Source organism: Enterococcus sp. DIV1421a, from assembly GCF_051711025.1.
Taxonomy (GTDB): Bacteria; Bacillota; Bacilli; order Lactobacillales; family Enterococcaceae; genus Enterococcus_B; species Enterococcus_B hirae.
In genome coordinates, this window is record NZ_JBIOLU010000001.1 from 437,452 (window position 1) to 451,406 (window position 13,955).

Consider the following 13,955-nt stretch of genomic DNA (forward strand, 5'->3'; position numbering starts at 1 on the left):
AAATGAATAAATTCCAAAGGACTATTAACAAAATAACTCCTAAATTTATCAAACAATCAATTATTAAAGGATCCTATGAAAATCAAAATTTTAAATCATGGATTGGAAAGACTTTTTTTGGATTAGAAAACTCAACTCTTGAAACTAACGAAAATATATTTTCAATCATTTCTCGTTTAAGTAATACATTATCCAGTCTACCATTTAAAAAATATTTGAATTGTGAACAGCAATTCGATGAATCGATGGATCGGTTGATGTATTTTCCTAATAAAAATCAAACTTTAGACCAAATAATTAATGTATTGGAAGTTAGTAGAAATACAAACGGAAATGGTTATGCTTTGATTGTTCGAGATATTCGGGGGCAATTAGAATCACTGATCCCGTTCAATCCAAATTATGTTAATCCTATTGTTGAAAGGAGTAGTAAAGAATTATGGTATCAAGTGAATAACGATGGTAAAACATTCTACTTTCATAATTCTGATGTTATTCATGTGCGACACATTGCAGGAAATGGAAATTGGAAGGGAATTAGCCCAATACAAGTATTAAAAAATTCGAATGATTTTGATAAAGCTGTTCGTGAGTTCTCTTTAAAAGAGATGCAATCATTACGAGATTCATTCATTTTAACTTATGACACTAGCGTTGATGAAGAAAAGAAAAAAGCTGTAGTGGAAGATTTCCGACGGTTTTATGAAGAAAATGGCGGTGTACTTTTTCAAGAGCCTGGTATAACTATTGAAGAAATGAACCGTAACTTTGTAGCAACAGACATGAAGATCACTGAGGAAATTACTCGAGATCGTATTGCTAATGTTTTTAACGTTCCTAGTGTTTTTTTGAACTCCGACAGTAGTAGTTTCTCATCAAATGAACAGTTGATGCAACTATTCGTTAATATGACTCTCACTCCTATTGTGAAGCAATATGAAAGAGAATTTAACAAGAAGATACTTCAAAAAAATGAAAGAATAAAAGGCTATTACTTTAAGTTCAATATGATGGGACTCTTGCGTGGGGACAGTGATGCTAGGCAGAAATTTTATCATGGTGGTATTCGTGATGGATGGATGGCGCCAGATGAAGCAAGGATGCTTGAAGAAATGCCACCACGTGGAGGTAAAGCTGCTGATTTATGGATTTCAGGCGATATGTACCCGCAAGAAATGGATCCAACATTAAGGAAATCGCATAAATCTAGTGAAACAGACGTAACTAAAAATAGTTAGGTCTGTTTTATTTTTCCTTGAAAGGAGGGTAGTTATGAAAAAGTTTTGGGAATGTAAACAATCTGTTGATCAAGATGAAGCTGACATCTATATTTTTGGAGAAATTACATCATTCAAATGGGATGAATCAGGTACAACAGCTTCGAGTTTTCAAAAAGATTTAAAAGAGCTTGGAGATGTCAAAAAAATTAATTTACATGTGAATTCTCCTGGTGGTTCTGTTTTTGAAGGAATTGCTATAGGAAATATGTTAAAGCAACATAAAGCATATGTAACAGCTTATGTGGACGCTCTAGCAGCTTCTATTGCCAGTGTAATCGTAGTTAGTTGCGATAAGGTTATTATGCCAGAAAATAGCATGATGATGATTCATAATCCGTGGTCTTTTGCTATAGGTAATGCCAATGAATTAAGAAAACAAGCTGACGATCTTGACAGAATTGCGGAATCATCAGTTGTAACTTATCTTGCTAAAGCTGGTGAGAAATTAACAGAAGAAAAAATCAAACAAATAATGGCTGAAGAAACTTGGTTATCAGCAAAAGAAGCATTTGACTATGGTTTATGTGACATTGTTGAATCTTCGAATCAAATAGCAGCATCTATTAGCGAAAAACTCTTTAGTAATTATCAAAGAGTTCCTGAGAAATTCTTAATGACTAAACAAGAAAATCAAATAGATGATCATGAAAGAAAAAAAATAATCGAACAGGCAAAAAAAGATAAAGAATATATAACTAACGTATTAGGAGGACTTTAAAAATGAAGACACTTTTTGAATTAAAACAAGATATGACAACGGTAGGAAAACAAATACAAAAAACTAAAGATGAAATTTCTCAAAAAGCAGCTGATACTTCAGTAACTGTTGAAGAATTAAATCAATTAAATAAAACTGCAGCAGAGTTACAACAAAGATTTGATATTATCAAGAATCAACATGATCAAATGGAAGTAGAACAAAAAGCAAGCCTTTCGAAAGGTAACTTTACAGAAGCCACAGATCCTAAGCAAAAAATTATTGATGCAAAAGCAGAATTAATTCGAGCAACGATGGCTAATCGTCCTGTGAATTCAGATGTTCTGCAAGTATTAGGAGATAACTCAACTACAAAAGGAAATAAATTCCTGCCTTCTACATTAACAAATGATATTATTGCGGAACCGCTAGTAAAAAATCAGTTGAGAGAAAAAGAAATAGTAACCCAAATTACGAATCTTGTAATTCCTCGTATTTCATTCACAATTGATGACGATGATTTTATTCAAGATGGAGAAGCTGCTAAAGAAATAGAACTAAAAGGAGATTCAGTTAATTTTGGACGATTTCAAACAAAAGTAAAAGCTGGAATTACTGATACAGTATTGATGGGAACGAATACGAACCTGGTTCAAACAGTAGAAAATAATTTACGTGCAGGGCTTGCTGCAAAGGAACGCAAAGTTTCATTTGCTACTTCACCTAAAAGTGGCGAAGAACATATGAGTTTCTATGATAAAACCGAAGTGAATATCAAGGAGGTGGAAGGAAATGATTTATATGAAGCAATCACTAATGCTTTAGCAGACTTGCACGAAGATTTTCGAGAAAATGCAACAATTTATATGCGTTTTTCTGATTATGTAACGATTATTCGAACTTTAGCTAATGGAAGTGCTACATTATACAATGCGCAACCAGAGCAAGTCTTAGGTAAACCAGTAATCTTTACTGATGCGGCTACAACACCTGTTGTTGGTGATTTCTCATATGCACATTTGAACTACGATATTGCAGATGTATTATATGAACAATACAAAGACTATGATAAAGGTATTAATTATTTCATGGTAACAGCGTGGTTTGATCACCAAATTAAATTAGCTTCAGCGTTCCGTCTAGCTACGATAAAAAAAGCGTAACCCCATCAACAGATGGGGATTCTGAACAAATATCTCATAATTCGCGGGATAAATCGAATTTGACAGATAAAAATGATTTTACTTCTTTGAGAGTTTCGGAATTAAAACATCTTTTAGACGAGAAAAATATTTCTTATAAATCTTCTGATAAAAGAGAAGATTTAATTGCTTTATTAGAAGAATCTAAAGAAGAATAATCGTATTATCAATAAAATTCCGTTAATTTAAGTTAGGTGAATGTAAATGATTTTAAATCCAAGGGATGAATTAGATTTACAAGAGATAAAAGAAGCTATCCGAGAAGACTATTCAAATGATGATATAGGTATAATACGAGCTGCTAGATCAGCAATTGCATATATAAAGGGGGCTATCGGAAAAGATAAGCCTTCTTTTTATTTGCAAGATAATGAAACCATAGATTTATTAAATTTAGGTATTTTGCTATTAACAGACCATTATTATCATGCAGGTTCGGCAACTATTGAATCCAGTAGTCAAAATGGTGTACTTAGAGAATATGACTTGGGTTTCAATTCTCTTCTTCTTCAATTAAAAGCGGAATATAAGGTTTTTAAGGAGGAAGAAACAAATGAGGAAAAGTAGGACTGGAAAAATGAATACGATTATTTGCTTTTGGGAATATCAACCTCATAAAGGTCCAGAACCAGGAGATGAAGAAAAAGTAATCCTTTATAAAGCTCGTGCCGAAGTTTATGATCCATCAAAAAAGGATTTGGAAATTCTGAATGGTAAGGAAACTAAAAAAGCTGTAACAGTTGTAATTCGTGATACTCGTGGCTCTTATATTCCGTCAAATAAACATTATGTTGAGATTGAGGATTATAGACTTCAAGGGAAATGGAACATTATAGATGTCAGAAACGATATTTCTGAAAATCGATTTATAACTATTATTTTAGGAATGATTGATGATGTCTGATGTTGAAATTAAAGGTGTTCAAGAAACTTTAAAAAATTTAGAAAAAAAACTAGGTAGTCGAAAAATAAGAGCTATTACTAAAGAAGCGGTAGATGCAGGTGCAAAACAAGTAGAGAAAAGACTACAAAAAGATATGCTTGTTTTTAAAGATAAAGGTTATACCATTGATGAAGTGGTTAAAACAGAAGCTATTTTTAGAAATAATCAGGCCAATGCAAAAATAGGTTGGAATGGTCCACATGAAAGATATAGGATTATCCATTTGAACGAATGGGGATATACTAGAAATGGAAAACAAATTAGACCAAGAGGATTTGGTGTAATTACTAAATCATTGAAAGATTCTGAACCTCTTTATTTCAATACAGTTGCAGAGGAGGTCAAAAAGAATTTATGAATGATATGTTGAATATTATATATGATGCATTGGTTTCAAATGAGTATATTTATTCTATGACCTATAATGAGAAAATGAAAAGTCTAAGAATTAAATTTTACCAACAACCAGAAACAGCTGATAAAACAGGTCCATTTATCACAATAAGACCTGTTGATGTTCCAAATGAGGCTTATCATGGAAGCGACAAAGAATTATCTGTTGAACATTTAATTCAAATAGATGTAGAGTCTGCATATCGAATCACATGTAAACAAATTCAATATGAAATAAAAAATGAATTAAAAAAAATAGGATTTGGCCAAATAAGTGGCCAAGGACTTGATGAATATTTTGCAGAAACAAATAGGTTTGTAGATGCAAGAAGATATCGTGGAAATACAAAAATTTATGATACGAAATATTAAAGAATTAAGATGCAAATTTTTGTGTCTTTTTTTTTATTAAATTTTTAGGAGGAAAAATCATGTCATTTGTAGGATTTAAAAAATTAACTATTGGAGTATTTGATGAAACCGGAAAAGTTCCAGAAAAAAATCAGTTTGTAATTGAAGGGAAACAAGATAAAGGTGCTACGGTTTCGGCTGAAATTACAGGATTAGCAAAAGAATCAACTAAAGTACATGGTTCTGATATTGCTTATTATGTTTCTCAAAAAGGTACTGGGGATGTCAGTATTAATTTTGGATTATTAGATCTACCAGAGGATGTCAATGATAAAATATTAGGTTACAAGGTTAATGATCAAAAAATTAGTTTTATGGGAGAAAATACTGAACCTCCATATTGTGCGGTGCTATTAGAATCTTCTGACCTAAGTGGAGAAACTGCTTTGTTGGCAGCATTTAAAGGTAAATTTAGCCGTGAATCTATGAAATTAAATACATTAACAAATGAAGCTTTTGAACCAGAAGCGGAAGAGTATGTGTTTTCTGCAATTGCAAACTATGCAGAAGGGGATGCTAAAGGTCAAACGGTAGGTAAGTACATTGGATCTGACCAAGAATCAATTAAAGCTCTTAAGGCATTAACATTTCCAGCGGGGGAGTAGTAAGCCCTGATGTTTCTTTGAAAAGTTTGAAAAGTAGGGAGATAGACAGGGCTGAAAAAGAAGATAAACCAAATGAAAAAAATACGGTTGCTGAAATTAAGTCATGGCTAACGGAAAATAATATTAATTTTAATGACATTACATTAAAAAGTGATCTATTAAATTTAGTGAATAATGTGCAAAAAGAGGACTAGTTTTTTAGTTCTCTTTTTGTTTTTTAGATTGAATTAATGAAGGAGAGAAAAAAATGGCAATCAAAAATAAGACTCAATTAGTTTTAAAAGATAAAGATGGAAAAAAAGTTGTTCATGAAAAAAATAATTTAACTGCTGGAGATGTGTTAGATGCTTTAGAATGTCAGGAACGTATGTATGCAGAAAATACTACGGCAGTTAAACAATTTAACGAACTTGTTGAATTTAACATTTCTTTATTTAACAGTGACGAAGTTACTCGTGAGTCTATTTTACAAGGTTTGACAAATGATGAAGCTTTTAGTGCTTTGAACCAACCTATTTTAGATATTTTAGGAATCGATCCTTCATCAGAAGAGAATGAAAAAAAGTAAGTCCTACAGAAGCAAAGAATGATTTATTGAATTTATTTAGACAATTAGTTCAGGCTGGTTGGTCTGTAAATGATATTGAAAATACTAATTTCAATCGTTTGATTCAAATTGTATGTTCTGAAAAAGCCAAAGAAAAACCAAAAGAAATGGACTTGAAAGATTTCTTGAAATCATTATAGGAAGGAGGATAACTATGACTACTGGAAAACCAATCGGTAATATGATTATCAATCTTGACTTGAATAGTTCTAAATTAACTAGGGGACTAACTGGTGCTAGAAATGCTGTTAATTACCAGATGAAAGCAATGAAGGCGCAAATGCAAGTTATGGATGCTTCTGGAAATAAATTAGGTGTACTACAAGCAAAATATACTGGGTTAGGTAATGTACTACAAGCTAATCAAAAACAAATAGAAATATTAACTGATAGATATAAAAAAAGTTATGATGAAAATGGAAAAGCAACATCAGCTACTATCAAATATGCGAATCAATTAAATCAAGCAACAGCTAGACAAGCGAGTTATGAAGCACAGATTAAACAAACAATTGGTGCATATGCAGAATTACAAACAAAAATAACAGGAATAACTGGAGTAATTAATAAGACATCTGATGTTCTGCAAAAAGCTGGAAATTCAGCACAGAATATCGGCACTTCCTTAACACATGGCGTGACTATTCCGATTGCCGGAGCCGTTACTGCAGTTACAACTGCGGCAGTCAAATGGGAAAGTGCATTTGCCGGGGTAAAGAAAACAAATGACGAAATTGTAGATTCCAATGGTAATATAGTTTACTCCTATAGTGATTTGGAAAAAGGGCTTAGAGATTTGGCGAAAGAATTACCAGCAAGTCATGAGGAAATTGCAGGAGTTGCAGAAGCAGCTGGTCAATTAGGGATTCAAACTGACAACGTTGTAAGTTTTACAAAAACAATGATTGATTTAGGAGAATCTACCAATATGTCTGCAGAAACTGCAGCGACGTCTTTTGCTAGATTTGCAAATATCACACAAATGTCTCAAAAAGATTTTGAGCGACTAGGTGCTGTGGTTGTTGATCTTGGGAATAATCTAGCAACTACTGAGTCAGAAATCACAGAAATGGGACTCCGTTTGGCTGGTGCAGGGAAACAGGTTGGAATGAGTCAAGCTGAAATCATGAGTTTTGCAGCGGCATTGTCTTCTGTAGGTATTGAAGCTGAAGCTGGAGGAACTGCTTTTTCTAAAGTAATGGTACAAATGCAGTTAGCAGTTGAAAAAGGTGTTGGAGCTTTAGAACCGCTAAAACAAACGGTAAGCAGATATGGTTATTCTTGGGAACAATTTGTTCATGCTATTACTTGGGGAGGAAAAGAACTAACAGATCTTTCTAAAAAAATAGGTATTTCGTCTAAAGATCTAAAAGAAATGTACAAAAATGCTAGTGAATCAGCAGGGAGCTTATCATCTTTTGCGGATGTAACCGGAAGAACATCAGATGAATTTGCCAAATTATTTAAGAGCAATCCTTCTCAAGCGATTATTGAATTCGTAAAAGGGCTTGGCGAAGCAGAAAAACATGGAACTTCTGCAATTTCTATTCTGAGTGATATGGATATAAAAGAAGTTCGCTTACGGGATAGTTTATTACGTGCAGCTAATGCTAGTGGTGTTTTTGAAGGTGCAATAAAACGAGGAACTCAAGCTTGGGAAGAAAATACTGCTTTAACAGATGAAGCCAACAAACGTTATGAGACCACTGAATCAAAAGTGAAGGCGCTGAAAAATGAAGTTGTTGATATAGCTATCGATATGGGTGGACCATTCGTAGATGCTTTAAGAGATGCTCTAAAAGCTTCAAAACCATTACTTGAAACATTAAGTAAAGCTGCAAAAGCATTCTCAAATACTAGCCCAGAAGTTCAAAAATCTATTGTAAAACTCATCGCGTGGACTACAGCCGCAGGACCAGTTCTAAAAATTGCTGGATCAGGAGCTTCTAAAATTTCAACTTTTGGGCAAGCATTCGTTGATTTAAACGCAAAATTAAATAAACGCTCAGCAATGAAAGCAGCTGAAAAAGGTTTAAATTTTCTTAGCACTGTTTCTATTAATGGAAGTGCTAGTTTGGGCAATTTAGCTAAAAACTTAGGAGAAACTGCAGGTAAAGCAACTGTTCTTGGTAGTGCTACTAGTTCAGCGGCAGGTTCTAGTGGTATTGGAGCAATGACAGCAGCACTTGGAGGATTGAATCCAATTCTTCTTGGAATTGTTGGTGTTGGAGGAACTCTAGCTCTAGGGTACGCAGCTTGGAAAACTTTTGGAGAAGAAGCATGGAACTCTTCTCAACGTGTAAAACAATGGGGCGTTGATGTAGGAAGAGAAGTTGATGGTACGTTAGATGGTGTTCAAGATAAATTGACCGGAGCTAATGGTAAGTTCGAATTATTGAAACAAGGATTTACTGAAGCTGATGCTACTTCAATGGCTGATAACTTTGAAAAAGCGGGTAAGTCATTAGAAACATCATTAACAAATAGAATTTCTGCTATTGATAAATCATTAAAAGGACTTCCTGAAACTGTTCAGCAAGCGATGAAAGAATTTGCTGATTCTGAAAAAGAAACAATGTGTAAATCATTATCTACTATTCAGGAAAACAACGAAAAAATTAAACAAATTCGTCAAAATGCAGCAAATGAAGGAAGAGAACTTACTGCAAATGAATTAAAAATTATTCAAGATTTGAGTACAGAAACTTCAAAATCTTATATTGAAACTTTAGATGTCACTGCTAAAGAACGTAAAAGTATTTTAGCTGCAATGAACGGAGATGTAGAACAAGCAACAGAAGAAGAAGCCAAAACATGGATTCAATCATTGGCAAAACAAAAAGCTGAGACAACTGAAAAGTATAAAGAAATGCTTGAAGAAAAGAAAAAAGCATTGAAAGATGCAGGAGCAAGCAAAGAACTCATTGATGCATTAGAAGATGAAATGGACGATTATATCAAAACAACTAATGATGGATTTGATCGACAAATTTCAGTAATTGCTGAGAAATATCCTAATTTGATTAGTCAAGTAAATTTTTCAAATGGACAATTATTTAGTGCAACAGCTGCAGCCATAGATGAAACAGGGCAATATACTAAAACCTTTATTGCTAATAATGAAAAGATTCTAGAACAAGCTGAGAAAACTTCTAATAAAATTGCAGAAAATGCAAAAAAGACTGCAGAAGAATTAGGAATGTTTGCTGATCAAAGCACTCATGCTGGAAAAGTTTGGAATTCTCTAACTTTAGATCCAAAAACAGGAAAAGTTAAATCAAATGTTCAGGAAGTAATAATTGAAGCAACAAAAGACTTTACAAAATGGAACGAATTAAAACCTGTTATTCATGATGCTAATTTAAAAACTAATGCAAAAGATGTAATTTCTATTGCAGCTGTTGAAAATGGCTATTGGGATTCGATGAAGTGGGATGAAAAGGAACTATTACTTGAAGATGAGTGTTCTAAAAATGTAGTTCAAGCCTTAGAAAACGCTGGAAAGTGGAAAGAATTAGATATTCCTTCAAAAAGAGCAATTTTAACTTCCAATACTCCTGAAGTTATGGGTGAAACTCTCGTGAATTTGGGACTTTGGGATACTTATAAGCTTCAAGTAAAAGATTTAGATTTGAACACTTACAAATTTTATGATGCCATCAATGGATCGGAAGAAAAGTTGAATGCTTGGGCTAGTTTAGATGATCCTACTAAAGAACTACTGCTAGACGATGCGGAATTTGCAACTAAAATCTTCAATTCTGAAAAACTACTTGAGCGTTTCGATCAGTTATCACCTGAGATAAAATATTTATTAGCAGATGATTCAGAGTTCGCTGAAACCATTTTATCATCTGATCGGATGTGGAGTGAATGGTCAAAACTTCCTGATAATGAGAAAAGATTACTTGCAGACAATAAAGAGTTAACTGCTACTGTTTTATCTTCTGAAGAAACATATCGAAGATGGATGGAATTACCAAATTTTCAAAAAGAAATGTTAGCAGATAATACTGATTTGATGAATAAAGTCATGGAATCACAAGAAAGTCTAGAAGCATGGAAGAGATTGCCAGATCCGATAAAAGGAATTTTAGGTAATAATGAAGATTTAAAAACGAAATTAATTGATGGATCAATAAAAATTGATGATTTTAATAAAGTATTACCGGACTTGAAACGACTACTTGGTGATTCATCAAATTTATTTAATGCTACTATGTATGCTAATTCTGCAATAAAATACTTTAACGAGAAAAAAACTGACAAAAAAGAATTAAAAGGTGATTCATCTAATATTCAAAGAGAAGCTTTGATTGGAGAAAATGCATTAAATAATTTTCAAAAGAACAATCCTATACCTAAAACCTTGCAGGCTAAGGATGATGCTAGTGGTCCAGCTGATGCAGCTAAAGAAGCTGTTGAAAAGTTTTCAAAAGGTGACTCAGTAATTACTAAAACATTAAAAGTAGTAGCAGATATTGGTGGTAAGGTTATTAATGGTCTGCACTTTGCTAAAATTTTAGGATTTGAAAAAGGAACGAATTATCATTTAGGTGGTCCAGCAATTGTTAATGATCAAAGGGGACCACTTTATAAAGAGTTAGTTTTACCAAAAGGTGGCGTACCATTTATCCCAGAGGGGAGAAATGTTTTCTTACCTAATTTGCCTAAAGGATCCAAGGTATTAAATGCTAAAGAAACAAGGCAATTTATTCCTAAATATGCAAATGGAATTGGTGAAATTACTACAGTGACTAGTTTTAATTCGCTAATTCAAGCAATTGAAGAATTGATTAATACCTTAAAAAATAATACAGGATCAACATTAGGTAGTAACACTCAATCTTCTGAATCATTACAACAAGTTTCACTAGACAATCTTGTAAGCCAAAATGATCAATATAAATTGATTGGAACTGAATGGATATCTAACATGATTATTGGTTGGAATGAAATGGTTCCACAGTTTACAAGTAATGAAAATATATTTGTTTCAAATTACATGAACCAGTTAAAAGCACAAAATATACCTAATTATAATTTAGGTATTTCGTGGAATCGAAATCTAATGACAGGTTGGAATAGTTTAACTGGGACATTTATTGCTACAATCAATTCGTTTTGTAATCAAGTGATGGTTACGCTCAGAAACTACAATACTCCTATATACAACAACGGTCGATCATGGCAACAAAATAATCTTAATGGTTGGAATTCATTATATGGATCATTCATAGCCCGTGTAAATCAGCTTGGTAACGATTCGATTAATAATCTTCGTTCAAAAAATGGCGGATTTAATGCTGCAGGTTTATTTTTAATGCAATCTTTGATTAATGGAATCAATTCAATGGGAAGCCCTCTATCCTCAACTATGAATAGCGTAGCTAATAGAATGGTAGGAGGAATTGGAAAAGGTGTTAATGGGGTTATTTCTGGCGTTAACTATGTATTAAAAGAAGTTGAATCAAGTAAGACGATTGGTAATTGGGCAATACCACAGTATGCAAAAGGAACAGTAGGACATCCTGGTGGTTTAGCAATGATTAATGATCAAAAAGGTCCAGTTCATGAAGAATATGTACAAATGCCAAACGGAAAAGGCTTCATTGCTAAAGGGCGAGACTTATTGGTTAATTTACCAAAAGGAACACAAGTTTTAAATGCAACACTTACTAAAAAATTGAAAAAATATATAAATATTCCTAGATATGCTAATGGTACTAATAATTTCGATTTAGCTGATTTGTTGGATAATGAAAATGCTGTTCTTAAATTTTTAGATGGAAAAGTTGATTATAGTAATCTTACTAATTTATGGCTAGATATGACCAAATCTGGCGTAAAAGTAATGGCAAAAGCATCGAATAAATTTCTTCAAACAAAATTGAGTGAATTCTTTACACATGGAAATTTTGATGGTGCAGTAAATGCAAATGGTGTTTATCAGTATTTAGTTAATATTGCCCAAAGAGTGATGGCCAAATTCCCAGGTTTAACTGTTACATCGGGATATCGTCCTGGAGATAGATACTATCATGGAAAAAGACAAGCAATTGATTTAGCATATCCTGGTGTTTCTGGTGATAGTCGATATACAGCTGCAGCTAATTATGCATTTGAGAAGTTTCCATCGAAAATTGCTTATGTTATTACGAATGGTCGAGTAAGAGATAGATCCGGTATGTCTGGAACAGGAGCAAGTGGACAATGGACTGCTTGGCCAGATGGTGATCACTTTGATCATATTCATTTAAATGGACTTTTGGGAGTGGGTAATATCTTTAAAGTAGGAAGTTCAACGGGGGTTGAGCGTTGGCGTTCTGTAGCAATAAAAGCACTAAAAATGACTGGTCAATACAATTCAGCAAATTTAAACGCTCTATTGCATCAAATGCAAACTGAATCTAATGGAAATCCTAAAGCAATTAATAATTGGGATAGCAATGCAGCAGCTGGGATACCTTCTAAAGGTTTAATGCAAGTAATTGATACAACATTCCGTTCTTACGCACTTCCTCCCTACAATAAAGATATTTATGATCCACTTTCAAATATTCTTGCTTCGATTCGATATACTTTGAGTAGATATGGGAGTTTATTAAATGGTTGGCGTGGAGTTGGTTATGAAAATGGTGGTTGGATTATGAAGGATGGTCTTTTCCGTGGTGGGGAAGGAAATAAACCTGAAGTAGTTGTTCCGTTAACTAAAAAAACGAGAGCTATTGAATTGGTAGGGGAAGTACTCGCTTTCCTATCAGGCAAATCAAAACAAATAATGCGTATTGGACAAAATGATAATCATTCTGAAGAATTACTTGCTTTAATTAAACAACAGCAACAACAACATAACGAAATGATGGCCATTTTAAAAGCAATCTTAGGAAAAGACTTTATTATTAAATCTTCTGATATTGGTAAATCTGCAAATAGTTACATGGGGGCAGATTTAGCGAAACTCCGATATATAAATGGAGGTATATGATGAATGTTTTATAAATTGATGTTTAATCAAAATGGTCATATATTTGATCCACAAGAGAAAAACAGGATTATTTGTAAAGAAATCAAACGTCAGGCGCCAGTATATGAGGCAAGTTATGAAGAATTTCAAGGGACGAACGGTAGCAGAGAAATAAATGCTAGTTTTCGTCCTTTTGAATTAGTCTTGACTTTAGACATCTTTTATAAGAATAAATATGATAAGGAATTACTCCTTACTGAACTTTATGAAATGATTTTTATAGGATATCAATATTATATTGGTTATGATTTGAGTCCTGGTAAAAGGTTTAAAGTCAATCCTAAAAATTTTGAATTAACTGAAGAAGCAAATGATTATTCTACAATTGAGATTACATTTGATGTTCCATCTGGCTGTTCTGAATCTTTATCAACGACTTTAAATGGTTTTACGTTAGAAAATGATTGGCAGTTTTCTCAGGGGTTAATTTCTGAGGACTATAAATATAAACATAAAACAAGTAATTTTATTATTTATAATGCTGGTAGCTTTGAAATTGATCCACGAGAACATTATTTAAGAATTACATTAGAAGGAGAATCAGAAGGAAATGTGACAATCTTTAATAAAACAACTGGTGATCGATTTATTTACTATCCATCACTTTCGACGAATCTTGGTCAGATGCTAATTTTGGACGGAGTGATTCCCAAATTAAATGGTGTAAGTTGTGGTATTAATACAAATCACGGTTTGATCAATTTAGTAGAGGGGATAAACGAAATCGAAATCCAAAATATTACTCGAGTAAATTCTTCGTGGGATTTTCGTTTTTTGTATAAGTAGGTGA

Annotated in this window: 12 protein-coding genes; all 12 read left to right on the plus strand. The window is 33.0% G+C overall.

Features of this window, described 5'->3' with window-relative positions; genetic code table 11:
* The first annotated feature begins 2 nt into the window (after positions 1-2).
* The 12 genes from IGK21_RS02090 to IGK21_RS02145 all read left to right on the plus strand — a co-directional run bounded on the left by IGK21_RS02090 (position 3) and on the right by IGK21_RS02145 (position 13,951).
* Positions 3-1,238 (plus strand): phage portal protein, encoded by a 1,236-nt coding sequence (locus tag IGK21_RS02090; RefSeq protein WP_088762923.1) that lies wholly within the window; start codon positions 3-5, stop codon positions 1,236-1,238.
* Between the two features lie 34 nt (positions 1,239-1,272).
* Positions 1,273-1,998 (plus strand): head maturation protease, ClpP-related, encoded by a 726-nt coding sequence (locus IGK21_RS02095; protein WP_034867895.1) that lies wholly within the window; start codon positions 1,273-1,275, stop codon positions 1,996-1,998.
* A gap of 2 nt (positions 1,999-2,000) precedes the next feature.
* On the plus strand, positions 2,001-3,140 hold the full coding sequence (locus IGK21_RS02100) for a phage major capsid protein (protein WP_034867897.1): 1,140 nt from the start codon (positions 2,001-2,003) through the stop codon (positions 3,138-3,140).
* A 59-nt stretch (positions 3,141-3,199) separates the two neighbouring features.
* The gene (locus tag IGK21_RS02105; RefSeq protein WP_080292490.1) at positions 3,200-3,337 is read left to right on the plus strand and encodes a HeH/LEM domain-containing protein; all 138 of its coding nucleotides are present in this window, start codon (positions 3,200-3,202) and stop codon (positions 3,335-3,337) included.
* Positions 3,338-3,383: 46 nt separating this feature from the next.
* Complete coding sequence (locus IGK21_RS02110; RefSeq protein WP_010738226.1) at positions 3,384-3,746, plus strand: head-tail connector protein; 363 nt, start codon at positions 3,384-3,386, stop codon at positions 3,744-3,746.
* Between the two features lie 10 nt (positions 3,747-3,756).
* On the plus strand, positions 3,757-4,083 hold the full coding sequence (locus IGK21_RS02115) for a phage head-tail adapter protein (RefSeq protein ID WP_371126304.1): 327 nt from the start codon (positions 3,757-3,759) through the stop codon (positions 4,081-4,083).
* Positions 4,076-4,480 carry a hypothetical protein gene (locus IGK21_RS02120; protein WP_034867899.1) on the plus strand — a complete coding sequence of 135 codons (405 nt, stop codon included), beginning with the start codon at positions 4,076-4,078 and terminating at the stop codon, positions 4,478-4,480. Before IGK21_RS02115 ends, IGK21_RS02120 begins: the two co-directional genes overlap by 8 nt.
* Complete coding sequence (locus IGK21_RS02125) at positions 4,477-4,887, plus strand: hypothetical protein (protein ID WP_034867901.1); 411 nt, start codon at positions 4,477-4,479, stop codon at positions 4,885-4,887. Before IGK21_RS02120 ends, IGK21_RS02125 begins: the two co-directional genes overlap by 4 nt.
* Positions 4,888-4,946: 59 nt before the next feature.
* Positions 4,947-5,531, plus strand: a complete 585-nt coding sequence (locus tag IGK21_RS02130; protein WP_034867903.1) for a major tail protein — start codon at positions 4,947-4,949, stop codon at positions 5,529-5,531.
* A 247-nt stretch (positions 5,532-5,778) separates the two neighbouring features.
* Positions 5,779-6,099, plus strand: coding sequence for a phage tail assembly chaperone G (gene gpG / locus IGK21_RS02135; RefSeq protein ID WP_010718743.1), 321 nt, complete (start codon positions 5,779-5,781; stop codon positions 6,097-6,099).
* Between the two features lie 193 nt (positions 6,100-6,292).
* Positions 6,293-13,126, plus strand: coding sequence for a phage tail tape measure protein (locus IGK21_RS02140; RefSeq protein ID WP_438718847.1), 6,834 nt, complete (start codon positions 6,293-6,295; stop codon positions 13,124-13,126).
* Positions 13,127-13,129: 3 nt separating this feature from the next.
* Positions 13,130-13,951 (plus strand): phage tail domain-containing protein, encoded by an 822-nt coding sequence (locus IGK21_RS02145; RefSeq protein WP_034867907.1) that lies wholly within the window; start codon positions 13,130-13,132, stop codon positions 13,949-13,951.
* The last annotated feature ends 4 nt before the right edge of the window (positions 13,952-13,955 follow it).